Here is a 25617-nt window from a genome sequence, read left to right as displayed (position 1 = left end):
TGAAAACCTACCTATAAGGCTTTCATACGCCTTCAGCCTTATGTGGATACTCCGTGATGAAAATGAGCCGTATTTGCTCCTGTGACGAATTAGAACGATGAATGAAGATGCATATAAAATGATGCGTTGGAAGAAAATTAGAAAACTCTTACCATGAATGCGTGGCAAAGATTAGGCTTATACAGCAAAAAACCTGCTCTAACCGAAGTTTAAAATGACCCATTTATAGGAGTTGTACATATATGCTTCGAAAATAAATAATTAGATCATAAGTATTCACTTTAAAAAAGATTTGAATATTCATGAACAATAATGAATATTATCTGAATTTTTGAAAATTAACTTTCAATAATATTGCAAACTTTCTCAACAATTATGTCACCACCCATCATTTCATTGACAATTGGCAAAGAATCAAGTAAGTTAGTATCAACTACTAGTACTTGGTACTAATTTTGAAAGGAAGTGTGCTCGCCATGAACGATAAACAATCGATTAACCTTCAATCCAACGCAGTCATCACCGCAATCGGAACGTATGTACCAGAACGAATTGTAACGAATGTTGATATGGAGAAGCTTGTGGAAACAAGCGATGAGTGGATTGTCCAGCGCACAGGCATCAAGGAGCGGCGCATGGCCGCTGACGGCCAATTCACGAGCCACCTTTGCTTCGGGGCCGTTGACAACATGATTGAGCGTTATGGCGTGCAGCTTTCCGATGTTGATTATATAATCGTAGCAACCTCGACCCCAGATGCCGTCTTTCCGAGCGTTGCTTCGCAGATTCAATCGCATTATGGAATCATTCATACTGGTTCTGTCGATATTCAAGCTGCCTGCGCCGGTTTTGCAGCAGCAATCCAGCTGGCCAACGGATTGCTGCTGTCGGGAGCGCATCGTAAAATATTAGTGCTCGGCGCAGAAACCTTAACCAAAATTACGGATTACACGGATCGAACCACTTGTATTTTATTCGGCGATGGCGCCGGTGCATTCTTAATGGAGGCCTCTGATGACGGTCACGGAGACGTCTCGGCTGTTTTCACCAAAACCGACGGTGCGCGTGGACATCTGCTCTATCGCAGCAGCTTAGCTTCTGTCATTGGCGAGAATGCTATACAAACGAACGGCTTTATTGTACAGAATGGCCGTGAAGTATACCGCTGGGCCGTCAGTCACGTCGCAGAAGGCATTCAACAGCTTTTGAACCGCAGCGGGTACAGCACGAACGATATCGATTGGTTTATACCGCATAGCGCCAACCTGCGCATCATTGAATCGCTATGTGAGAGAACCGGCTTCTCTCTCGAACAAACCTTATCCAGCATCAAACAATATGGCAATACATCCGCAGCCTCAATTCCGCTTGCGATTGATGAAGGCGTTCGGGCAGGTACCGTAAAGCCTGGCCAGCTTATGCTGCTCTATGGCTTCGGCGGTGGATTAACCCAAGCCGGCGTCATCCTTCGCTGGTCTTTATAACACAAGCCAAGTCAGCCATATTCCTTAACGCTCCGAACGTTAAGAAATATGGCTTTTCTTTTTGCCCTGCTCATTACCGCTTTTCTTATTGCCCCAGCTCATTGCCGTTTCTTATAAGCAGCCTGATGGCCATCTTCAAAGCCTTTGGCAAATCCGGTATTATAACCATCGTTAAAGGTTTGCCCCAGCTCCGCCCGTTCATTTTCTTTCTGGGTAAACCTCTTTCTCGCAACAGGCTTGCGGCGCAGAAGCGTCTTTTGGGAAGCTATGCTTCTTCGGCCTGTCGTCTTGCGCGTATTTTTCGAGCCTTTGCTTATGCTCGCAGCCGTACTTCTCTTATTTCTCAGCACCCGCTTCACCCCCTGACCATGAAACGCTGTATATGGATAACTTTGGCTGCACCCAAGGCTGAGCAGGTCTCCCCCTCCGCCTAATCCGTTTACGCCAGGCAAGGCCTGTAACCGCCTCTGCAATCGATTCTTGCATCGCTGTCAGCGTGCTGACATTATCTCTTAGCAGCTTGCTCGCATTAGGAGAGCTATCGGCTATTTCCGCCATGCTCTCCAGCATGCTCGCTAGCGCATTCTGGCTTCTTGCAAGCGCGGTCAAAAACGCAATTTTGGCTTCCTGTTCGTTATGCGGACTGACCATTAGTTTTTATCCCCGAAAGAGAAGCCTTTTCCTAAAGAAGGTATAGCATCTCCATAGCTTTCACCCACTTCTTCCTCCTGCTGCAGTACCGCCTTTAGAATCAAAACCATGCCTTGATTAAGCTTGGCGATACCGTCGATAACCTCAATGACTTGATCATGCATCTGAATGGACTGCCCAAGCTGCGCCTGCTCGGAGTCAAAGCTATGGCTGTGCAAATGATTGCAAATCCAGCTTCGCATCTTCTCGGCCTCCGCTGCCTTGGCTTCCAGCATAATAGCTATGTTCCACTGCATATTTGCGGTTGATTCCAGCATCCGCAAATACGCCTGTTCGCGGGTCATCGCTAACCATACCTCCTCATAATTCCGCTATTCTTCCGCGCTTGGTTCCTTTAGCTCTCGGATAACAAAGGTAAGCTGAGCGGCAAGTGTTTCCTGAAACTCAGCTAAGCTATTTAAATAAGCGACGACGCTCTGACCCACCGACTGCGAATGTTCAAGTATCCCGTTTAGACCGCCGAAGCCGGGCTCCTCATCGGGAATCGCCTGTACGTTTTCAGAGAGGCGGACCGTTACATGGCGTTCTGCCTCTAATACGCGGGCGAGCTGTACACTTGCGTGGGACATATGCTGCATCATTTCCGTAATCGAATCGTGCATGCTAATCCCCTCCTTGCTCCTATAGCATATGCGGGCTCCGATGCATAGGTACTTTATAGCAAGCTACAAAGCTTGGCGGAGCGTAATAGGTGCTATTATGGGCAGTCCTTCCGGAATAGCTTCAAGCTCCTCCTTGGGAATTATGCTGTTAAGGTCATGCTGCAAGCCCCAGCCCTCTGCCGCCAGTCGGCTTAAAAGCATTCGTTTTTTTCCGTTTTCGATATAGTAGCTGCTGCCGTCCCCACACTCGCAAACCTTTTTATTGTACAATTTTTCATTTCCTGCATCGTTCAGCATTTCCATATATACGTATACCTTTTCAGCATCTATTTTCTCGCCAACGGACCATCTCCATAAATCCAGCTGCGACAACCGAATTGACATTTGGTCATAATGTCCTTCAATGGGTCTCCTCATGCTGCCATCAATCCAATATGACGTTTCGCCAAGACCCTTGACGACCATTTGCTGCGGATAAAATAAAGCTTCTCCCAGCTTCTTCGCCTGACTGATCTCCTCATCGGTCATCAGTGCTTGGATAGAAGGTGCAAAAGCATCGTGCTCGAAATAGGATTCATCAAGACCGCTCCACTTGCTCATAAAATACGTGCTTGCACCTTCGTAAATGTCCATCGATGCTTGTCGTTCACGTTCATCAGCGAAATGCTCCTCCGATTCATTTGAGTTTGGCTGCATATGAATATACGCATCTCTCGCACAAACGAGCGAATAGCCTTGAAGGCGTGCTCGATAGCCATAATCCGCCGACTCGAATGGAGCTGCCGTACAGCCTTCGTCCAAATAGCCGACTCTTTCGAGCAGCTCCCGGCGGAACAGCAGACAGCTGCTCGATAGCCGCTCTACTTGATGCCATTTGGAAGAATTGCTTTTATTATTCATTCTCGCAAACTCCTGCATATCGTCCATATCATCCTCATGTAGCGCCACGTGCTGCTTTCCGGTCAGTCCAGCAGATACGGGTCCAACAATGCCGATACTGGAATCGCTATTCAAACAGACAAGCAGATTGTCAAGCCAGTTTTCAGTCGGACGGATTCGGTTATCCAGCAACAAAATCGTAGTCCCCTTTGCCATCATGAAACCAACGTTTGCTGCACCGGTATAGCCTGATGAATCTGGTAATATACGATATCGGACCTGTCCGTCCAATTGCTTCAAATAGTGTTCGATTCCATCGGTAGAACCGTTATCAACGACGATAACCTCATAAGGCAGATCAGTCTGGTCCATAATGCTTTCAATGCATGCTTTTACAGAATTGACCTCGTTATGACTTGGAATGATGATGCTCGTTCCATCAAAGTACGCTTCATAGCTTTCTAAGCCTGCTTGCACGCCTTGCTTATAGCCCTCAATTAGTCCAGACTTATAACGCTCCATCCGCTTTTCAGCATTGCTTCGCAAACCAGTATTCGTCTTGAGACGTCGGACCGGCCTCTTTTTGCGTCTCATCGTCAACCTCTCCAATCCGTCATATAGTCGTGCGTTTCAACATCATATTGTATGTAAGGGAATATGATCCGTAACGGCAACCGTACAACTTATCATGGGGCTTGGAACGAATGCTGCTGCATTTGGAATGTCTGTATGAGAAGGCTGAGGAATAGAGAGACCATGATACAGAACCGAAGAGTATTGCCGTATTTTAAAAAAGGACTGCCGCCAAAGTCACTTTGCGACCTTAGCTAGCAATCCTTTTTCAAATTTAACCTTTTCCGATTGCGATCCAATTGATGCTTCCTCTAGGCTCATGGCTAATCCGAGTACGAATAATAACAATGGCAGCTTTATCAACAGCCTTGGAATGAACCACAGCATAACATACGGGATTGTCAGTCGTAACTGTCAATACATACCGATTGTCTGCAAAAGGCTCATCGAATGGGATGATCAGCTCTACCTGCTCGGCTTGAACCGCAAAGCTGTATGGAGCCAAGCCAAATTGCTGCTTTATAACCCCAAGTGCTGAGCCGGTGATTACGGGATTGAAACGCAATGCAGATAACTCAACCGATTGCTGCTGGATATGCACGGCACCAATGGAGTCGTTCGCGATTTGCTCCTGCGGCGATGCCACCACACTCGGAATCAAGCTTGAAAGCAAATCAGGCGCAAGCTTATCCGCTGAGATGCTGCCCGGTGCGATTTGCTCTGTCCCTACGCTGCCAGACGCCAGCTTCGTTCCTGTCACGCTTCCGTCCGTCAATTGCACCTCGCCTACGCTGCCAACTGCCAGCTTCGTCCCCGTTACGCTCCCATCCATCAGTTGTAACGAACCTACGCTGCCAAGTGCCAGCTTCGATCCCGTCACGCTTCCGTCCGTCAGCTGTAATGAACCTACACTATCAACGCCAAGCTTCGTTCCTGACACGCTTCCGTCTGTCAGTTGTAACGAGCCAACACTTCCTAGTGCCAACTTCGATCCGGTCACGCTTCCGTCAATTAGCTGTGTTTCACCTACACTGCCTGCAGTCAGCTTCGTCCCGGTCACGCTTCCGTCCATCAGCTGTGCTTCGCCAACACTGCCTTCTGACAGCTTCGTTTCCGTCACGCTTCCGTCCATCAGCTGTGCTTCGCCTACGCTGCCAGCAGTCAGCTTCCTTCCCGTCACGCTTCCGTCCATCAGCTGTGCTTCGCCAACACTGCCAGCAGTCAGCTTCCTTCCCGTCACGCTTCCGTCCATCAGCTGTGTTTCACCTACGCTGCCGGCTGTCAGCTTCGTTCCCGTTACACTTCCGTCCATCAGCTGTAACGATCCTACACTGCCTAGTGCTAGTTTTGACCCTGTCACGCTTTCATCCGTAAGCTTCGATCCGGTCACGCTTCCGTCCGTCAGCTGCGCCTCACCTACGCTGCCYGCTGCCAGCTTCGTCCCCGTCACGCTTCCGTCCGTCAGCTGCGCCTCGCCTACGCTGCCTATTGCCAGCTTAGCTCCCGTCACGCTTCCGTCCGTCAGCTGCGCCTCACTTACGCTGCCTACTGCCAGCTTCGCTCCTGTCACGCTTCCGTCCGTCAGCTGTGCCGACCCTACGCTGCCTATTGCCAGCTTAGCTCCCGTCACGCTTCCGTCCGTCAGCTTCTCCTCACTTACGCTGCCTATTGCCAGCTTAGCTCCCGTCACGCTTCCGTCCGTCAGCTGCGCCTCACCTACGCTGCCYGCTGCCAGCTTCGTCCCCGTCACGCTTCCGTCCGCCAGCTGCACCGATCCTACGCTGCCCGCTGCAAGCTTCGCTCCTGACACGCTTCCGTCCGTCAGCTGCGCCTCACTTACGCTGCCTACTGCCAGCTTCGTTCCTGTCACGCTTCCGTCCGTCAGCTGCGCCKACCCTACGCTGCCTGCTGCCAGCTTCGTTCCTGTTACGCTTCCAGCCGTCAGCTTCGTTCCCGTCACACTGCCATCCTTCAGCTGTGCCTCGCCTACGCTGCCTACTGCCAGCTTAGACCCTGTCACACTGCCATCCGTCAGCTGTGTTTCGCCCACGCTGCCTGCTGCCAGCTTCGTTTCTGTCACGCTTCGATCCCTCAGATGTGCTTCGCCTACGCTGCTTATTGACAGCTTCGTTCCGCTCACGCTTCCATCCGTCAGCTGTGCTGCGCCTACGCTGCTTATTGCCAGCTTCGCTCCCGTCACGCTTCCGTCCTTAAGCTGCGCTTCACCTACACTGCCGGCTGCCAGCTTCATTCCTGTCACGCTTCCATCCGTCAACTGTGCCTCGCCTACGCTGTCAACGGACAGCTTCACTCCCGTTACACTTCCATCCTTCAGCTGTGCCTCGCCTACGCTATCAACGGACAGCTTTGCTTCTGTCACGCTTCCGTCCGTCAGCTGCGCCTCACCTACGCTGCCTGCTGCCAGCTTCGCTCCTGTCACGCTTCCATCCTTCAGCAGTGCTTCGCTTATGCTGCTAGCTGCCAGCTTCGCTTCCGTCACGCTTCCGTCGGTCAGCTGTAACTTTCCTACACTGCTTGCTGCCAGCTTCGCTCCCGTTACGCTGCCATCCTTAAGCTGTTCGCTGCCTACAGCATCCACAGCCAGCTTCTCCTGTGTAACCGATCTGTCATGAATCTGCTCGGTTCTTACGCTGCTAATAGATAGCTGTTTACTCCCAATCGTCCCTTTTTTCAGCTTGCTGCCCGGAATGAGCTCATCGGCCAGCTTATCGAACGCAAGCACGTCGCCAGCTAGATGGGCCAGCGTAATTGTGCCCTTGCGAATGTGGTAGCCTTGAATCGTGTCCGACTTCAGATGCTTCCCGGCCAATGATTCCAACTGAACATGCTCGCTGGAAACCGAATCCTGCGCCAGCTTTGCTCTTGTCACAGACTCATCCAGCAGCGCTTTCTCTCCTACGCTGTTTGGAGTCAAATGAGCGGCGTGTACAGATTGAGGCTGTAGCTGCTTCGAGCTGATCGACAGCTCAGCAATCTTATCCGAGGTGACAGCTCCCGCTTCAATATGGTCCGTACATACCGCTTCAGCACGCAGCGCTTCCGCACCGACAGACCCGTTCTGAAGATGATCGGAAACGATGCTGCCCGCAGCGAGCTTCTCTGAAGTTACCGAATCATTAACCAAGTGCGGTCCATGAACCGAGCCCTCACTAAGATGAATGCCAAGCACTGACGCATTGCCAAGGTGGCGGCTGTGTATCGCCTCGTCTTCGATTTGCTTCGATTGAACAGCGCCAAATGCCAGCTTTGATGACGTTACTGCATTGTCCTGCAGCGAGTCCGTACCGACCGATTGCTCAGATAAGTGACTCGCTATGATTGCCCTAGCTTCGATATGGGCCGAGCGAATCGCATCCGGCTGGATATGCTGGGAGCCTACCGTTTTGATTGCGATATGGCTAGGCAGAACGGAATGGGATGCAAGCTTCCCGCTCGTTACGCTGCCGTCTGCCAGCTTAGCTGATGTTACACTTAGATCCGTCAGTTTATCCGTTGTAACCGACTCCGGCGAAAGCTTGAGAGAATTGACCACATGGTCCGCCAAATGATGGGAGAACACTGCGCCGGGTGCAATATAGCGGTCCGATACTGCCCCCTGTGCCAGCTTGCTGCTCGTTACGGAGCCGTCCTGCAGATGATTGTTGCCAACCGCATCGGATGCAAGATGATTGGCTTCGATGCTGTCTGGCTTCATATGCTCTTTACCAACGACATTATCTGCAATCGCCTCTGACGTCACGGAGTCCGCAGCGAAATGATAAGCTCTTAACGCTTCAGGTGCCAGCTTCTGAAAGGTTACGATTTCATCCTTGAGATGTCTAGTTTCTAACGTATCGTTTTCTAATACCAAGCCATCGACGGCTCCATCCGCTAGCTTGCCGCGTATGACTGAGCCCTCGGCCAGCTGCGCTGTTCCAACCGCTGCATCACCGATATGCATTTCCTTGACAGCTTGTGGAGCGATCTTATCCTCGTTTATAATGCCCCTTTGCAAATGCTTGCGCGCAATCGCACTGGATGCGATATGCTTTGCTTTTACTGCACCTTCCGTCAAATGCCCTTCAACAATCTGCCCCTCGGCAATTTTGTCCGACGTTACGCTCCCTCTCCCCAAATGGTGGGCTAGGACGGAATCGTTAGCCAGCTTCTTCGCGTTCACGCTTTGATCGGAGAGCTTGGAAATCGTAATAGAGTGATCGACGATTTTGATTGTCGTAACGGATTGGTCCGCTAACTTTGAAGAATTGATGGACTGATCAACGAGATGCTCACTTTCAATTTGACCCGCTCCGATATGTGAGCTTAGAATAGATTCTTGCTGGAGATGTGACGCAGACACCGAGCCAAACGCTAATTGTTCAGCTCTCACGGCTCCTACTTGCAGTTCTACTGTTCCAACCGATCCTTCTGTAAGATGATCGCTTGTTATTTCACCATGGGCCACATGCAATCCTTGAATAATGCCTGAAGCAATATGCTCGGCTAAGAGTAAGCCTGGCTTCAGATGCTCGGCTTCTATTGCCTCTGCTGCAATTTTGGCACTTGTAACCGCTGCGTCGCGAATTTTAGAGGTCGTTACTGCACCCTCGGCGAGCTTTGAGTTGTTAATGCTTTCATTCGCCAAATTTTCAGGACGCACCGCACCGCTTTTTATTTTTTCGAAAGTAATGGCTTGGTCAGCTAGCAGCTCTGTCGTAACGATCAGCGATTTCAGATGTTTTGGCTCAATTGAGCCTTCTGCGATTTTGGCTGCGTCAATCGTTCGATCCGCAAGCTTATCGGAGGTGATGCTTCCATTCTGCAGCTTGCTGCCAGAGATCGAGTTATCTGCAAGTTTGTCTCCGGTCACCGACTGTCCTGCCAAATGATTATTGGTAACCGCTTCGTTCGCAATTTTCTCTGAATGAATAATGCCATTGTTAAGATGTATCGCTTGTATGGCATAATCGCTAAGCGAGCTTGCTAGCACGCTTCCCGGCGCCAGCTTGCTGCTGTCTATGGAACCGGGAGCGATCTTCTCAGAAGTAACCGACAGATCTACAAGATCATCGGTATAAATGAAGGCAGGCGGACCCTCTGGTTCCTTCTTCTCTTCGATCTTCTCCAGCTTTTGCTCCAGAGTAAATACCTCTGCCTGCTCCTCTGCCTGCTCCTCTTCCTGCTCGGGAAGAAGCTCCTCGAGCAGTTCTTCTTGCATTTCCTCTTCCACGGCATGCATTTCGGCATCCTGCACGGCATCCTGTTCTACATCCGGCTCAACATCCTGCTCGAATTCTGCCTCAAGAATGGCTTGCGCTTTAATAATGGCTATCGGTTCCGTTTCGTCAGCTGTTTTTATGGATGTTTTAACGGCTTGGGCTTGAATGGCAGCCTTCCTTTTGTTCAAATCATCCAACCACTTTAATTCGGAAGTATTGGGATTATCAACATAAAAAAGCGGCTTTCGCCCCTTCGGGCTTTTCCCTTTTCTGTTTTTTGTCATAGTCCTCTCCTTCTTCCACCTGAAATGTCATAGGTAATATATGCAGGTACCCATGGGCTGGATACTGAAATCGATGGCAAATATGGTTAAACGTCCATTCAAACAGCAAAAACCGCGGAAGCAGCGTGCTTCCGCGGTTTAATTTCATACTGATTATTTGGATCTGGATAACAAATACAAGAAATAAGGAGCGCCGATAACTGCCACGACGATGCCCGTCGGAATCTCATTAGGCTGGAACGCCCACCTAGCCAGCGTATCTGCAACGATAACGAGCAGAGCTCCGACAAAAGCCGATGCCGGCACAAGCACCTGATGCTGCGGACCGACCAATCGTCTTGCCAAATGCGGGGCAATAAGTCCTACGAAACCGATGCCGCCGCCAACTGCGACACAGGATCCGGCAAGTCCCACAGATGCGGCAAGCAGCCATGCTCTTTCTTTATTCACCTGGGCACCGAGTCCGATCGCCATTTGATCCCCTAGATTCAAAGCATTCAAGGATTTTGCCTTGTATTGTACGAATGGCAGAATAATAATGAGCCAAGGCAGTAGAGCAAGCACGTATTTCCAGTTCGTTCCCCAAATGCTTCCCGCCATCCAAACCGCGAAATACTGGTATTTCTCAGGCGTTAGGCGAAGAATCAAAATTTGCATAGCTGCGCTGATCCCAGCCGCAACCGCGATACCGACCAAGATCATACGAGTCGGCAAGAGCCCCCGATGACGCTTGTAGGAAAGCACGAAAATCAGCAATGCCGTTGACGCCGCACCGATCAACGCAAGGAATGGCATCAGAAAAATCGAACCTTTTTGCGTAGGCGGGTAGAAGGAAATAAACAAAATAACAGCTAAACCTGCGCCCGCATTAATGCCGAGAAGTCCGGGATCAGCCAGCGGGTTGCGCGATATGCCTTGGATGATACAACCAGATACCGCAAAGCCTGCTCCAATCAAAATGGAAATGACGATCCGCGGCAGCCGGAAATCAAACAAAATGAGCTCTTGCTTGTCCGTGCCTGCACCGAACAGCGTCTTCAGAACATCGATCGGCGCTAGTCGAATATAGCCCGTATTCATACTAATAATAAAAGAAACCACAATCAGCGTGCTTAGCACGGTCATAACGAGCACCGCGCGTTTTCTTCTGCGCTGCTCCGTTGCTGTCAGGTATAAAGTTTCCACGTTTATTCCCCTTTCATTCTAGTTACAAGATAGAGGAAGAACGGAACGCCGAGTACAGCGATAATAATGCCGATCGCAACCTCCTGAGGCGGATTTATGATGCGCCCGCCAATATCGGCAAGCACCATCAGCAAGCTGCCTAGTACCGCTGAGGAAGGAATAATCCACCTGTAATCTACGCCTACTAGAAAGCGGGAGATATGCGGAATAATGAGTCCGACAAAGCCGATGGAGCCAACTGCGGATACGGCCGTGCCCGCAAGCAGCAAAACGATAATAACGCCTGCTGCCTTTACTAATCCCGTACGCTGGCCAAGCCCTGCGGCTACATCCTCGCCTAAGCTTAGCAAAGTAATGGAACGCGATAACACGATGGCGCCAATCAAAGCGCCGATTACCCATGGCGAGACGATTTGGATTTGCTCCCATTTGGTTCCGGCTACCCCGCCGGCGTACCAAAAGGCCAAATCTTGCCCGATTTTATAATAAAGCGCGATTCCTTCCGTAATAGCCAGCAGAAGCGCACCTACCGCAGCTCCGGCAAGTGTTAGTCTGACTGGCGTTAGTCCTCCCTTGGCCATTGAGCCTATGCCATACACCAACCCCATAGACACAGCCGCTCCAAGAAAGCATACCAACATAAGTCCTGTATACGAAATAGATGGGAAAAATGCAAAGCAAAGCGCCAGCATGAAACCTGCTCCTGCATTGATGCCAAGCAAGCTCGAATCCGCAAGCGGATTGCGGGTCATTCCTTGCATGACGGAACCGGCTACCGCGAATGCCGCTCCGACCAATGCTGCTGCGAGTGCACGCGGCATCCGCAGCTCTTTAATAATTTGATGCTGAATGTTTTCCGCGTCAAAGTGAAAAACACCATTCCATACCGTACCCAAACTAATATCTGCTGCTCCGACTGAAATGGATAAAGCCAAGGAGAATAAGAGTGCTGCAAAACCGCCGAACAAAATAATCGTAGCCGTTAGAGGCCTTGTGCGCAGCTTGCTGCCTGCCAGCGCTTTGGAGTTTAATGGAGAAGACATCTGCTAACTACCCTTCTGTATGTATACTTTTTATGGATAACAACAAAAAACCCGCTACACTGATAACGATTCTCGTTTTCAATATAGCAGATTTAATATGTTTTTTCAATCCAATTATTACACCATATCGTGACGAAACGGTGCCGCCCGTCTCCATAAGCAGCACGCTTGTCTCGTCAACACACAATACCTTCTACCACTTATCTACCGTACATATTCAGATTTCTTTATTGCCCGTAAATGATGCTGCCTCCCGCAATAAATGCATCCGACTTCTCTTTCATACCCGCTTCAATCGCTTCCGTTGTTTCCATTCCATTCTGAGCCGCATAATCTCGGATATCCTGAGTGATGCGCATGCTGCAGAACTTCGGTCCGCACATCGAGCAGAAATGAGCCGATTTCGCAGCGTCTGCCGGCAGCGTCTCGTCATGATAGGCCATTGCACGCTCCGGATCTAGCGATAAATGAAACTGGTCCCGCCAACGGAATTCGAATCTCGCTTTGGACAATGCATCATCACGCAGCTTTGCCCGCGGATGTCCTTTCGCAAGATCCGCAGCGTGCGCCGCGATTTTATACGTGATAACGCCTTCCTTCACATCGTCCTTGTTTGGCAATCCCAAATGCTCTTTCGGCGTTACGTAGCAAAGCATTGCAGTACCGAACCAGCCAATCATTGCAGCCCCGATCGCCGATGTAATATGGTCGTAGCCAGGAGCAATGTCTGTGGTCAGGGGTCCTAACGTATAGAATGGAGCCTCGCTGCACACCTCGAGCTGTCGATCCATATTTTCCTTGATCAAATGCATGGGCACATGGCCGGGTCCTTCTATCATGACCTGCACGTCATGCTTCCAGGCAATATGGGTCAGCTCGCCCAATGTGTCCAGCTCAGCGAACTGTGCCGCATCATTGGCATCCGCAATCGAGCCTGGGCGCAGCCCGTCACCCAGCGAGAAGGACACATCATATGCTTTCATAATCTCACAAATATCTTCAAAATGCGTATACAAGAAATTTTCCTTATGGTGAGCAAGGCACCAAGCAGCCATAATCGATCCGCCTCTGGACACGATTCCCGTCACGCGTTTAGCTGTAAGCGGAATGTAACGGAGCAATACGCCAGCATGGATCGTAAAATAATCAACACCCTGCTCCGCTTGCTCAATCAGCGTGTCTCGGAATACTTCCCAGCTTAGCTCCTCGGCTTTCCCATTCACTTTCTCCAGTGCTTGATAGATTGGTACTGTGCCCACCGGTACCGGAGAGTTCCGAATGATCCACTCCCTTGTGGTATGAATATTTTGGCCTGTGGACAAGTCCATAATCGTATCCGCGCCCCACCGCGTTGCCCATGTCATTTTCTCCACTTCCTCCTCAATAGAGGAGGCTACAGCCGAATTCCCGATATTGGCATTGATCTTTACGTGAAAATGCCGGCCGATAATCATCGGTTCACTCTCAGGATGATTTAGGTTGGATGGAATAATCGCTCTCCCCGCTGCTACTTCACTGCGTATCACTTCGGGATCCATTCCTTCGCGAATAGCGATATACTCCATTTCAGAAGTGACGATGCCTTTGCGTGCGTAATGAAGCTGCGTGACGTTTCCCCCGGCTTTTGCCCGCAGAGGTCTTCTCGACAGTCCGGGAAACCTTTCTGCCCCACGCTCCATCACGCGCTTCTCCGAAATAAATCCGTTGTCCTCCGGCTTTATGTTCCTGCCTTCATAAGACTCAACGTCTCCGCGTGAGCAAATCCATTCATTGCGCAATGCCGGCAGTCCCTGCCTTACATCAGCCTCGTAGCTTTCATCCGTATAAGGGCCGCTTGCATCATAGATCCTAACCGGCTCATTCGGCAGCTCCTCACCGTTTCTTGCCGTGCTGGGTGAAAGTGCGATTTCCCTCATCGGAACACGAATACTTGCCTTCGAGCCCGTAACATAAACTTTGCGGCTGCCTGGCAGCGGTCTCATTACAATAGCCATGAATAATAACCTCCCAAGTGAAATCATTTCAGGTTCCCCTGGTGGCATATACGAGCATATAAGAAAGCTTAAAAATACCGCCGCTGCAAATCGATGCACATGCATCCTACGCTGAAGCGATTCATGTGCGTCTGCTTCGCTCCCCTTATCAGAAGCTTTAACTGCTATCCGCACAAAAAAACCGCTCCAGCAAAGGAGCGGTCGAAGTGTGTCGTTAAACGTGTGCGGTCCGTCCGAAATTTCTAGGAGCAGACACGACTCTACTAGACTGAGCAAGGTGAAACGGCTATCGCCGAACTTTGGCGGCGCGTTTCATTCCGAGAAATATAGAGAATGTATAGCCTAAGGATATACATTCTCTATATTTCAAAAACAAGCCGTCCAATCGGCCCATTGCCAAGCAGAGCTTTCACGCGTTGTTTCATAAACGCACAATTCCACTTTCCTACGCTGGCATAACCCAGATCAGGTTCAAAGGGACCAAAGCGATTCGCTTTATCTCAGCCATGACGGCGCCCCTAGTGGATTTCCTTGTTTGACTATACCGTTTCGGCGAGAGCGGTGTCAACCCTCTATTTTCCAAGAAGCTTTAAATATGGAAGCTATAGGCCACTTTCCTTAAGCAGCTTCACCCAGCGATCCGCCGTATGGCGCCAAGTAAAGGTCTGCTCCACGCGTTCCCTGCTGCGTCTGCCCATTTTCTGCCGCAGCTGCTTGTCGCGCAGCAGCTCATGGAGCCTCTCTCTCAGCTCACGCTCGACATGATGCGGATTAACAAGATATCCGGTATCTCCGTTACGAATAATTTCTTTCATGCCGCCAGCGCGAGTCGCAACAACGGGAACGCCGCAGGACATCGCCTCCACGTTGACTAAGCCGAATGCCTCCCGTGCTCCTGAAGGAACGACAACTACATCAGCGGACAGCATCCAGCCCGCAACCTCGCTGTAAGGAACATAAGGAACGAACCTTACGTGGCCAGCGCTTCTGCGGCCCAACTGCTCAAGTTTGCGTGCATAAGCTGTTTTGCGATGGGATCCGTAGAAGGGGCTGCCGACAATAACAACAACCAGCTCTGGATGGCTTTTGGCGAGCTGAGGCACGATATTCAGTAAGTGATGAACACCTTTAAGCGGAATCAGCCGGCCCATAAAGAGCACGACCTTTTTGCCGCTTAGTCCCCGCTTCTCACGCAAGCTCTCGCGTCTTGCCGAGCCTTCCGCAGAATACTGTGACTGGAAACGGTTCGTCTCTACGCCCGGATAGATGACACGCAACTTTGACGCTACTTCAGGAGCTTTGGATACGACTACGCGCCGGAGAAATTCACTGTTGACGATGATCCTATCAGCCGCTTGTAAGCACTTATGAAGCATTGCGGATGAAATATAAGGGGAAGAAATGAACGTAGAGGAATGCAAATAAAGCCAGACACGCTTGCCTGGGTTCATCTGCTTCATTTGGAGTACGAATTGTGGACGGTTCTCGACGTCAATCACTTGCGGCGAGAACCTTTTGACCGCACGGCCGACCTCACGGATATATCGCTGCTTGTTGCCGGCTGCAAAACGCTCGCAAACGACACCGTTGAAGTGACCCTTCCGCGGCAATCGCTTGCTTAATCTACCAAAGATGCGCGGCTCAGCATAAGGCTTGAGCAGCGGTGCGAATTTCTCTACCACCCGCTCGACGGAGCTGCTTCCTGAAGATGGAATCGGGAACGAGCCCGGGGTGACAATTGCCACTTTGATGGGTGCCATTTAATCGTATGCCTCCTGCTGATCTGCTATTTTGCAGTATCATACGCATCGATATAAGGCTTTGACACGGCCTGTCGCCAAGGCTAAAGCTTGAATTTCATTTGGAATAATCCGGCTTTCCGCGCTGCCATGTATATAATAACGACAAGCGGTCCGATGAATACGCCAATGACGCCGACTAGCTTAAATCCGACATACAAGCTGATAAGCGCTGACAATGATCCAATCCCTACGGAATCACCTAGAATCTTAGGCTCCACGATACGGCGGAACACTGTAATGACCAAGAACAGAATGATCAGCCCTACGCCTACGTAAAGGTTGCCCGTCAGAATTAAATAGCTCCCCCAAGGAACGAGCACCGAGCCTGTGCCAAGAATCGGCATAATATCCACGATGATGATGAGCAGTGCGATAGCTAGCGGATATTTGACATTAAGCACGAGCAAGCCGATTAAAGAAATGATGTATGTAAGAGCACTCAATATAAATTGCGAGCGCAAAAATCCAAATATCGATTTCTTGAGGTTATTCAGCAAAGCGTCGACCTTCTGCTGCGATTTCTCCTCGAACAAAGACAATATCGTCGTCTTCATCGTAGGCAGGCTAAAGCTCATCATGTAGACCGCGACCAAAAAGACAATAAAGAAGATAAACATCCCAGGGATGCTCGATGCGAAAGCAATGACTGTGTTCGATAAGGTTCCGACCATCTTAGTCAATGTACTTGTTAAGCCCATCAGCCAGTTTTCCAGCGTTTCGATCGCATCCGGCGGGAAGTTCTGGTACAACGATTGCGCTTGATTCATCAAATCATCAACCATGCCGTTGGCATCCTCGAAATAATTAGGCACCTTTTTGAAAAAAGCGATTAGCTCTGCAACTACCTTGACACCAAGCAGCGCGATTAGACCGATGAGAATAATCGTAAATAAACTGCTAGAAATCGTTGCCGCCAGTAGTCGGTTCATTCGAAACCTTTTCATAAAGAGCTGATTAAGAGGCTCTAGAAATATCGCTACGATAAGCGCGAGCAGGAACGGAGCGCCCACCGTAAAAAACAAGTACAGCAGCAGCAATCCTAATCCAATAAATACAATCGTCTTGATTGACAACAGCTTCTCCTCCTTTCTTTATTTCTATATGCTGCAAAATCCGTTGTTAATCCTACCCTTTATACCTGCTGATATTAATCGGAAATTGCAGTTCGCTCATGGAAATTAACACCTTTGTAATACATATCCTTCACAAGCAAATTCGGTCCACAGCAAGCAGCCGCCGGACAATGGCAGTTAACGCTCTGTGCCAAGGAATGGTCCAGCCACTTATCGAATAACTCCTCAAGCTTGGTGTTGTTGATGTTACCAAATGCAGGCACATCGGAAAAGTCGGTTACGAATACGTCGCCTGTAAACAAATTGACATTCAAGCGATTGCGCCCGTCTGGGTCGTTGCGAACGGTGACATTAGGCTCATTCGCCAACCGCCGCAGCAGCTCACGCTCGGATGAATGGTCGCTGCATTGATAGAATGGCAAGGTCCCAAACAGCATCCAGACCGATTTATCCCTCGTCTGCAGCAACTGGTCGATCGCCCCGAGCATCTGCTGACGCGAGAGTACCGGCAAATCCTTGGCGAAGGAGCTTGGGTACATCGGATGCACCTCATGCCTCTGGCAACCCATTTCGACGATAAGCCTATGAATCTCGTCCATTTTGTCAAAGGTTCTATAGTTAATCATTGATTCTGCTGAAACGAGCACTCCAGTGTCGCTAAGACGGCGCGTATTCTCAATCATCCGCTCATACAGCTTTGTCGCTGTATCAAGCGAAACTTGATGCCCAGCCTTGGCGAAGCCAATTTGGTGGAAATCCTCCGCAGACGTGTAGTTAAACGAGATATGCATGACATCCAAATACGGGGCAAGCTGCTCATATCGACTGTATGGGAGTGTAACATTGGAATTGATCTGGGAGCGGACGCCTCTGCTGCGAGCATACTGAAGCAAGGGTACCATGTACTCGCGAACCGTGCGATCGGAGAAGGACGGCTCCCCGCCTGTAATGCTGATCGTTTCCAGATGCTCCACCTCATCCAGACGCTCAAGCATTTGTTTCAACGGAAGCTTAGCCGGCTCTGATAGTACGAGCGTATCGCCAACTGCACAATGCTCGCATCTCATATTGCATAGATTGGATACCGTCATTTCAACACTGGTTAATCGATGTCTTCCATATTCCTGCAATGAACGAATAGGATCCCAAGGATCATTCGTTGGCGAAAGTATAGATAACGGCTTGCGTGTTTGTTGCATATCAATCATGGTCATTTTCTTCAACACCTGACTTATTATCTGGAATGAAACATTCTTTAATTATTGTAATGCCAGCCCGTAAAGGAAGCAAATAAAACGGTAAAAAAGAAGCAAAAAGGAGCCATCTCGGCTCCTAAGCTCAAAACCCTTTAAATACCCGCAGCTTGCTGTACTTCATTGGAGTCGTCATTGACGCTAACGATCATCATCGTCAGCTGCTTGGACAAGTCTACCTCATAAGGCAATTTCAGCTCTTCGCCTGCTTCATTATAAAGGATGCGGATAATCGGACGATGCGGATAAGAATGATTCAGATCAGCAACGATTCCTGATTCCCCCGTTTGCAGCTTCACCGTGATCCCGATTGGATATATGGCAACCTTGTCTCGGAACAGCTGAAGCATCCGCTGCTCATACAATGTTCCTGTGCCCGCATACAATCTTTCAATCGCATGATGGGGAAGCATTGGAGCGCTGTAGATTCGATTGGTAGTCATAGCGTCATAAGAGTCGACTAAGCCGATCCACTTCGCATAATCATGGATCTCGTTCCCTTTGATCCCTCGCGGATAGCCGCTCCCATCAATGCGCTCATGATGCTGAAAAGCACAGTGGGCAACAAGCAGCGGCAAGTTGGGCTCATCCTTCAACAGCTCGTAACCGATTCTCGCATGCTGCTTGATCGCATTAAATTCCTCGCTCGAGAGCGAGCCGGGCTTCTTCAGCACATCGATGGAAATTTGTGTTTTTCCGATGTCGTGTAGCAATGCTCCCATTCCAAGCGTCGTCAGCTCATCTCGCGAATAACCATTAGCCATGCCGAGAAGCGTCGTATATACGCATACATTCAATGAATGCTGGAACAAATAATGGTCGACAGAGCTCATGTCCATCAGCATAATCATCGCATCCTTGTGGCTGGACAAATCATCGATAATCATATTCATCATTTGTTTGAACGGCTGCGCTATATAGGGATACGTGACACCTTTCTTGCGTTTCGGACGATCCATCATCTCGCGGAAATTGGTTCGAATTTCTTTGAGCGCGATTTGCATCGTTTCCTCACTGATTAAGGACGGAGATACGATATCCTCTGTCTTGGGATCCGCTATATAAACATATTGTATTCCACACTGCTCTAAGCGGGAAATGAGTCTTTCGGTAAGCTCTATGTTTTCACCGAGAAGGACTAGACCTTCCTGAGAAAATATTTTTTTGGCCAGCTTCATTCCCGGCCTGCATCTCGTAATTGGCAGCAAACGCATTTTCTCGATCCTTCCCCATAAAAAGATATGCTAACTATTACATCGGAAAAAGCCGTTCGTAATGTTAATGTACGGGAAAATCGAGAAAATCGCAACCATTTTATTCTATATTTTCGACATTAATTGTCGATAATACTTCTAATTTTGACTATAACGATCTATTTTCCCATCGCAGACGACGACTTTCGATAATTGCCGACGGATCCTGCAGCTGTGCGGCAATTACATCTCTTATAAATTCTGGCAAATAATACTGCTGCTGAACGGCATTAGCTAACGACTCATAGCCTGCTTTGAAACTAAACATATCAATCGTACCCAGCCTATAGAGCCGCTCATCCTCGAGCGGCTCTCCGTTGACGGAAACGCTGGTTAGCCTTGTCATCTGCGGCTTCGCGGAGTCATAAGTGATGGATAAGCCATCCACTGCAAGTGTGCCGAGTACTTCACCGCGGAAGCCGTAACCTTTGATCGGCTTGTGAATGAATTCCGGCAGCAGCGCTTGCTCTAGCGCTATGCGTATTTCCATGCCTGCAATCGTCATCAGGCACGGATTAATCGGTGAAGGACAGAGGGCGTGCAGCTCGCCTGCTGTCACGTCCCCCTGCGCGAGGCCGCCAAGCAGCTGCCCCGTGTTGACCATGCCGATTTCGGCATCGGTCCAGCGGCGCAGGCCAGCGGCCAGCAGGTTGCCGAGCGGCGATTCTCGCTCGGCTCTGGCGGGCAGCGGCGATTCCAGCCGGGCAATGACCCGGCTCAGTCGCTGCTGTCCCGCCTTCAGATAGCTGCCGATAATCGCGGCAGCTTCCGGATGCTCCGCCAAGGCGGCCGTAGGCACGACTGCTGCGCGGAATACAGGCCGTGACGAAATCGGATCGATTCCGATTTCGACACGGCCGAGATACTCTCCGAATTTCCCGGCTGCGCATATCGTCGTTCCGTCAATAAAGAGCGGCTCTTCCAATAAATGATGCGTATGCGCCCCAATAATAAGATCGATGCCATCCAGCTTCTCCGCTAGCAGCTTATCTACATTTATGCCTAGATGCGACATGACTACAATAACGTCAACATGCTCTCTCAGCTTGCTAACTTGCTCCTGTACAGCCTTGAATGGATCAGTTACCTGCCAGCCGAGCAAAGAATAAAATTCCGTATAAGACGCGGTCGCACCTATCAATCCAATACGCAGGCCATTTTTATGGACAATGGTACTCGGAAGCAGCCATTCCGGCAGCTCTCCCGTTTGCGAGTCCAGCATATTGGCGCATACAATCGAGAATTTCGCCCGGTCGCGATAGGCATCGCTTATTATTTGAGAGGAGTAAGTAAGCCCCTCATTGTTGCCAAGTGTAATGACCTCATAACCCGCTTGATTCAATAATTCTACATTTACGGCTCCGTCGCTGCCTTCCGTTTCCACTCGCATCCGATCCATATGATCGCCGCAATCTACAGCCAGCACATGATCGCTGCCGTATAATCGACGCTCCTCGGCGATAAACGTTGCGATTCGGGCGGCTTGCTCCAAGCGGCTATGAATATCATTACTGTGCAGAAGCACCACTCTTGTATGAAAGCTGTCCGTCAAATTCATGCACGCCTCCCTATTCCATCATGCCAGCGCAGCAAGCCATTCTATTTGTTTTTACGCAATTCATTCACAGAAAATGTATTTTTAAAGCCATATGCTGCTTTTTCTGTTGCCGCCTCCGCATTATGCTTCACCATACTCAGCTTAACAATGCTTTTGACGTTCAGGCACTTGCTGCTTCCGTTTGGCACATACAGCCGAATCGGTCCAGTTTGGCTCAATCGTTGTCCTTCAAGTGCATAAAGCACCGCGGCATCGCCAAGCTCCTCCCAAGGGATTAGCGCCTCGAACGTATCCGCTGCTTCCACAATGAGATGTGTCGGTGCTGGAATGGAAACTGATCCGCTTGCTTGTTCTACCCACTTCGCATACCAAAGCTGCCAGTCGAAGGCCTCTCCTTCGGTATCCGGAACTCTATTTGCGATCTTGAAGCTGCTTCCAGCCAAGCTTGCCATATCCTCCGGGCTTGCCTTGAAGGAGCCGAGCATGAAATGCTCAATTCGTATCTCATGCATAAATAAAGGTCATCCTCCTATTTGGGACATACGGCGCTCCGTAGGAACATGGGTTTGGGCGCCGTCTGCCAGTTTTGCAGCCATTTCATGATTCTCGGGCTTAATGTCCATTGCCCGCAGCAGCAAACGCTTCATTTCATCGGGTTTGCCGAAAGCATCCTTTATATTCAGCTCATCCACCCAATATAAGCAAGGTTTAATCGATCCATCTGCCGTTAGTCGCAGGCGATTGCAATTGCTGCAGAAATGGTCGCTAATCGGATGAATAAGTCCGAAGGAGCCGCGTGCTCCCTCCATCTGCCAATCATCAGAAGGACCGTTGCCGTGCACGCTAGTTCTACGGCTAATCGCATACCCTTCCTTCTCCGCAACTTCAAGTACACGGGAAAGCGGCAAATAATGCTTTTTCCAGTTTTCATCCGCGTGGCCAATCGGCATATATTCAATAAACCTCACATGCATCGGCTGCTCGTAGGCAAGCTTCAAGAAATCAGCAATTTCATCCTCATTGACTTCCTTAAGCAGCACGCAATTGAGCTTGATCGGATCGAAGCCAACAGCTGCGGCCGCTTCTATGCCTTCCATGACGCGTTTTAATTCGCCTCTGCGCGCAATAAAACGGAATCTTGAAGAATCCAGCGTATCCAAGCTGATATTCACTCGGTTTAAGCCTGCGGCGCGCAGTGCTTCAGCTTGCTTGGCAAGAAATATTCCATTAGTCGTTAATGCTATATCTTGAATCCCATGAATGGCAGATAATCGGCTAATCAGTCCGTCTAGACCTGGTCGAATCAATGGTTCTCCGCCCGTGATACGCAGCTTCGTAATGCCAAGCGCTGCGCCTGCCTCAACTACCTCTACGATTTGGTCATAAGACATTAAGTTTTCGGATTCCGTGAATTCCATTCCCTCTTCTGGCATGCAATATAAACATCGCAAATTACAACGATCGGTAACTGAAATTCGCAAATAATCGTGTACCCGTCCAAAACGATCCACCAATGCCGGCATGAATCTCACTTCCTTTCTGTCTACGTATTAGCATAACATTTTTTTTTGAATTATGATATTCTATAAACAGCTTTGACCCTAGATGATGAGAGGTTATATATCATGACATTTGACTGGTCTATTAAACTATTTGCCGGCCTTCCTGAGCGGCTGGGCACTGCTTCTATACATGTGCAAACCGAGAGTGAAGAAATGAACGCGCTTGATTTGAAAACAGCGATCATAGCCCTCTACCCTGAACATAAGGCTATCATTCAGACTGCCTTTATAGCCCGTAATCATGCGTACGCAGCCGATACAACGATACTGTGCTTTTCAGACGAGCTTGCTTTGCTTCCTCCGGTTTCTGGCGGAGAAGGTGCTGCCGAGGACGTGGAGCGATATGTGATTACCTCAGATTCCATCAGTTCGGATAACGTACTTGCCAAAGTCATCGTTCCTGAGCATGGAGCTGCCATTACATTCGTAGGAACGACCCGCGAATGGACGCATGGACAACGTACAGTTAGGCTTGAATATGAGGCATACGCCCCTATGGCTATTGCTACGATGCGCCAAATAGGCGATGAGATTGCCCAGCGCTGGCCTGGTGCTTTATGCGCAATCAGTCATCGCATCGGTGTCGTTGGACTCGCAGAGACGAGTGTCGTCATTGCGGTATCCTCTCCGCATCGCGATAGCTGCTACGAGGCTAGCCGTTATGCGATCGAGCGCCTCAAACAAATTGTACCTATATGGAAGAAAGAAATATGGGAGGATGGCTCGGAATGGAAAGGGCATCAGCTCGGGCCCTGGAATCCGACAACTCAGCTTACAAACAACTAAACGATTGACATGGAGTAACAATCCAGCTATGCATGTAATAAGCCCATATAGCAATGGCCTTGCATTAGTTCAAGTTGCGGATAAACGAACGAACGCAAGGTCAGTTTATGCTGAAATAATAGGTATTTAGTCGCTATTGTAATATCCTCATATTGCCAATATGATCATTCATTGCTACTATTGTAGGTATATATCGCTACTATATGCAATTGAGGTGTCTTGATGAGGGTTCATGTTACAGAATTACTAGATGGAGACCGCTTAACGAATGATACATTCAACGATTATGGTCTTCACGTACTCTCCAAAGGAACAGTACTTAACAATCAGGATATATCAAGACTATTTCAACATCGAATTGATTATGTTGATATCGATTTGAGGGCTAACGAAGCTTCTGAAGGTCGAACGATTGAATCAACGATAAACCCCAAATGGCTACCAACCGTGCAGCCTCTCTACGAAAACGCTGTCAAAAATTTCGAGGGACTTTTCACGAAAGCCTCTGCCTCCGGAAAGATCGATGATGCCGAGGTTTCGTCCATGTTCGGACCGCTTCTAAATAACCTGCAGCTTGAACGCGACGTTGTTTCGATGCTGCTTTTGCTTAATACGAAAGATGATTATACCTACCAGCATTCTGTTCAGGTTGGCATGCTCTCCTACTATTTGGCTACATGGGTTGGCTATACAAACGAAGAAGCGGTTAAGGTGGGCAAGGCAGGCTTTCTCCATGATATCGGAAAATGCCGCATAGAGGATCAAGTCCTGAACAAGCCAGGACGGCTTACGGAAGAAGAATACGAAGAAGTTAAGAAACACACGATATATGGCCATGAAATTATATTGCAATCATTCGACGAACCCTTTGTCGCTTACGGAGCGCTTCAGCACCATGAGCGCAATGATGGTACCGGTTATCCCTATGGATTATCCGGTGATGAGATCCATCCCGTATCCAAAATCATCGCGGTTGTCGACATCTATAGCGCCATGATCTCCCAGCGCGTTTATCAGCAGAAACGAGATTTGCTCTATGTATTAAGAGAGCTTTACCGTTTAAGCTTCAAAGAGCTTGACCCTTCCACTACGCATACTTTTATTCGCCATATGATGCCTAACTTTATTGGGAAGCGCGTAGAGCTTGTGAGCGGCGAGAGCGGCATTATCGTCATGACGCACCCAACGGAGTTCTTTCGTCCGCTAATCCAAGTCGGTGAAGATTTTATCGATATGGCCGTTGAACGCGAATATGAAATCCAGCACGTATATCTGTAAACACTCTCAAAATTCAACTCCGATTTATGACGGGGTTGAATTTTTTTTATTATATGGTCTGTATATATTATCAATAATATCAAGCAGCTATAGAACATGAATTACCCTTTCATAGCCCTCCTCCTCTTTTTGGAGACGGGCTCTTTACGTTATCGGTCTATTTCCTTAATGTTCGGAATCGACAGGGCTTACTTTTTCTGATCAGATCAAAATGAAATTGGGCATGGCAGTAACGCACGCAAATCTATCAATCTCATAGAATACTATTAATTCTAGCAAAGGAGTTGATAGGATATGTCAAAGAACAGCAGCAGTGGCAGCCGAAGCAGTGGGAATCGTTCAGGAGGTGGGAATCGTTCAGGAGGTGGAAATCGTTCAGGAGGTGGAAATGTTCAAAGCATTCTTTCACAGATCGGTGTTGGAACACCTAATATCCGCATTCGAACAGTAGGCACGGAACATACTGGCGTATATTTAGGAATAACGGATGGCTCTGCCATTATTAATGAGAATGGCGTCCCTCGTTACATTAAGCTGTCTAAAATTACGGCTGTTGAAGTTGGCGTTTAAGGCTATATCGGCACTCATTTATCTAAAGATCTTGATGTACTAGCCCATTCGTCACTTCGCTAACAGCAACACGCATAATAGGAATAGGGAGATGGTTCAATTGCCTAAAAACAATAGCGGCGGCAACAAAAGCGGTGGAAGTCGTTCAGGCGGGAATAAAAGCAACGGTGGTCGTTCAGGCGGCAATAGAAGCAACGGCAATCGTTCGGGCGGCAATAGAAGCAACGGCAACCGTTCGGGCGGGATGATGTCCACTCAAAGTATTCTTTCAAAAATCGGAGTTGGCACACCTAACATCCGCATTCATACAGAGGATGCTACCTTTACGGGCGTCTATTTAGGAATCAGCAACGGTTCTGCTATTATTAATGAAGGTGGAGCACCACGCTATATTAAGCTTTCTGCCATTACAGCCGTTGATGTAGGCGTATAAGCAATATGTCTGTTCCCCTTTCATCCCCCACAAGCTGGGGGATTTTTATTTGCAAGGAAATACTTCGCAATAAAC

21 protein-coding genes and 1 riboswitch are annotated in these 25617 nt (G+C 49.1%); of the genes, 5 read left to right on the top strand and 16 right to left on the bottom strand.

The features are described 5' to 3' along the window. The first annotated feature begins 476 nt into the window (after nucleotides 1-476). Nucleotides 477-1484 (top strand): ketoacyl-ACP synthase III, encoded by a 1008-nt coding sequence (locus AB4Z29_RS19850; protein WP_441944732.1) that lies wholly within the window; start codon nucleotides 477-479, stop codon nucleotides 1482-1484. 98 nt (nucleotides 1485-1582) lie between these two features. Here the strand turns inward: AB4Z29_RS19850 and AB4Z29_RS19845 are convergent, their stop codons facing one another. The 16 genes from AB4Z29_RS19845 to moaA all read right to left on the bottom strand — a co-directional run bounded on the left by AB4Z29_RS19845 (nucleotide 1583) and on the right by moaA (nucleotide 22436). Further along, nucleotides 1583-1834 (bottom strand): hypothetical protein, encoded by a 252-nt coding sequence (locus tag AB4Z29_RS19845; protein WP_441944731.1) that lies wholly within the window; start codon nucleotides 1832-1834, stop codon nucleotides 1583-1585. After that, on the bottom strand, nucleotides 1821-2135 hold the full coding sequence (locus AB4Z29_RS19840; RefSeq protein WP_441944730.1) for a hypothetical protein: 315 nt from the start codon (nucleotides 2133-2135) through the stop codon (nucleotides 1821-1823). Before AB4Z29_RS19840 ends, AB4Z29_RS19845 begins: the two co-directional genes overlap by 14 nt. Beyond that, entirely contained in the window at nucleotides 2135-2479 is a 345-nt protein-coding gene (locus AB4Z29_RS19835; RefSeq protein WP_441944729.1) for a restriction endonuclease subunit S, read from the bottom strand. Before AB4Z29_RS19835 ends, AB4Z29_RS19840 begins: the two co-directional genes overlap by 1 nt. A gap of 27 nt (nucleotides 2480-2506) precedes the next feature. Then, a complete protein-coding gene (locus AB4Z29_RS19830) occupies nucleotides 2507-2797 on the bottom strand; it encodes a nucleoside-diphosphate sugar epimerase (RefSeq protein ID WP_441944728.1) in 291 nt (96 codons plus the stop codon). A 63-nt stretch (nucleotides 2798-2860) separates the two neighbouring features. After that, nucleotides 2861-4270 carry a glycosyltransferase family 2 protein gene (locus AB4Z29_RS19825; RefSeq protein WP_441944727.1) on the bottom strand — a complete coding sequence of 470 codons (1410 nt, stop codon included), beginning with the start codon at nucleotides 4268-4270 and terminating at the stop codon, nucleotides 2861-2863. 253 nt (nucleotides 4271-4523) lie between these two features. Continuing rightward, entirely contained in the window at nucleotides 4524-9752 is a 5229-nt protein-coding gene (locus AB4Z29_RS19820; protein WP_441944726.1) for a WIAG-tail domain, read from the bottom strand. A gap of 153 nt (nucleotides 9753-9905) precedes the next feature. Then, on the bottom strand, nucleotides 9906-10877 hold the full coding sequence (locus tag AB4Z29_RS19815) for a FecCD family ABC transporter permease (RefSeq protein WP_441944826.1): 972 nt from the start codon (nucleotides 10875-10877) through the stop codon (nucleotides 9906-9908). A 62-nt stretch (nucleotides 10878-10939) separates the two neighbouring features. Beyond that, a complete protein-coding gene (locus tag AB4Z29_RS19810) occupies nucleotides 10940-11980 on the bottom strand; it encodes a FecCD family ABC transporter permease (RefSeq protein ID WP_441944725.1) in 1041 nt (346 codons plus the stop codon). Nucleotides 11981-12207: 227 nt separating this feature from the next. Next, the gene (thiC, locus tag AB4Z29_RS19805) at nucleotides 12208-13974 is read right to left on the bottom strand and encodes a phosphomethylpyrimidine synthase ThiC (RefSeq protein ID WP_441944724.1); all 1767 of its coding nucleotides are present in this window, start codon (nucleotides 13972-13974) and stop codon (nucleotides 12208-12210) included. Nucleotides 13975-14399: 425 nt separating this feature from the next. Next, nucleotides 14400-14504: riboswitch (TPP riboswitch) on the bottom strand. Nucleotides 14505-14576: 72 nt separating this feature from the next. Next, nucleotides 14577-15734: a glycosyltransferase family 4 protein gene (locus AB4Z29_RS19800; RefSeq protein ID WP_441944723.1), complete on the bottom strand. Its 1158-nt coding sequence runs from the start codon at nucleotides 15732-15734 to the stop codon at nucleotides 14577-14579. 83 nt (nucleotides 15735-15817) lie between these two features. Further along, entirely contained in the window at nucleotides 15818-16849 is a 1032-nt protein-coding gene (gene ytvI / locus AB4Z29_RS19795; RefSeq protein ID WP_183569254.1) for a sporulation integral membrane protein YtvI, read from the bottom strand. A gap of 74 nt (nucleotides 16850-16923) precedes the next feature. After that, nucleotides 16924-18063, bottom strand: a complete 1140-nt coding sequence (gene yfkAB, locus AB4Z29_RS19790; protein WP_441944722.1) for a radical SAM/CxCxxxxC motif protein YfkAB — start codon at nucleotides 18061-18063, stop codon at nucleotides 16924-16926. Between the two features lie 134 nt (nucleotides 18064-18197). Further along, a complete protein-coding gene (locus tag AB4Z29_RS19785) occupies nucleotides 18198-19316 on the bottom strand; it encodes an HD-GYP domain-containing protein (RefSeq protein ID WP_183569258.1) in 1119 nt (372 codons plus the stop codon). Between the two features lie 148 nt (nucleotides 19317-19464). Further along, nucleotides 19465-20913 carry a bifunctional metallophosphatase/5'-nucleotidase gene (locus tag AB4Z29_RS19780; RefSeq protein WP_441944721.1) on the bottom strand — a complete coding sequence of 483 codons (1449 nt, stop codon included), beginning with the start codon at nucleotides 20911-20913 and terminating at the stop codon, nucleotides 19465-19467. A gap of 41 nt (nucleotides 20914-20954) precedes the next feature. Next, nucleotides 20955-21425, bottom strand: a complete 471-nt coding sequence (locus AB4Z29_RS19775; protein WP_441944720.1) for a hypothetical protein — start codon at nucleotides 21423-21425, stop codon at nucleotides 20955-20957. A gap of 9 nt (nucleotides 21426-21434) precedes the next feature. Further along, nucleotides 21435-22436, bottom strand: a complete 1002-nt coding sequence (gene moaA, locus AB4Z29_RS19770; protein WP_441944719.1) for a GTP 3',8-cyclase MoaA — start codon at nucleotides 22434-22436, stop codon at nucleotides 21435-21437. Between the two features lie 102 nt (nucleotides 22437-22538). On the opposite strand from moaA, the gene AB4Z29_RS19765 reads away from it, so the two are divergent. The 4 genes from AB4Z29_RS19765 (at nucleotide 22539) to AB4Z29_RS19750 (ending at nucleotide 25542) form a co-directional block, all read left to right on the top strand. Continuing rightward, nucleotides 22539-23261, top strand: a complete 723-nt coding sequence (locus AB4Z29_RS19765) for a molybdenum cofactor biosynthesis protein (RefSeq protein ID WP_441944718.1) — start codon at nucleotides 22539-22541, stop codon at nucleotides 23259-23261. Between the two features lie 222 nt (nucleotides 23262-23483). Continuing rightward, complete coding sequence (locus AB4Z29_RS19760; RefSeq protein ID WP_441944717.1) at nucleotides 23484-24539, top strand: HD-GYP domain-containing protein; 1056 nt, start codon at nucleotides 23484-23486, stop codon at nucleotides 24537-24539. A gap of 294 nt (nucleotides 24540-24833) precedes the next feature. Further along, nucleotides 24834-25109: a hypothetical protein gene (locus AB4Z29_RS19755; RefSeq protein WP_441944716.1), complete on the top strand. Its 276-nt coding sequence runs from the start codon at nucleotides 24834-24836 to the stop codon at nucleotides 25107-25109. Nucleotides 25110-25209: 100 nt separating this feature from the next. Further along, a complete protein-coding gene (locus AB4Z29_RS19750; RefSeq protein WP_441944715.1) occupies nucleotides 25210-25542 on the top strand; it encodes a hypothetical protein in 333 nt (110 codons plus the stop codon). Nucleotides 25543-25617: the final 75 nt, after the last annotated feature.

Origin of the sequence: Paenibacillus sp. 2TAB23 (assembly GCF_052115165.1) — a bacterium.
Classification (GTDB): Bacteria; Bacillota; Bacilli; order Paenibacillales; family Paenibacillaceae; genus Pristimantibacillus.
This window is presented reverse-complemented; position numbering and strand designations above follow the sequence as displayed.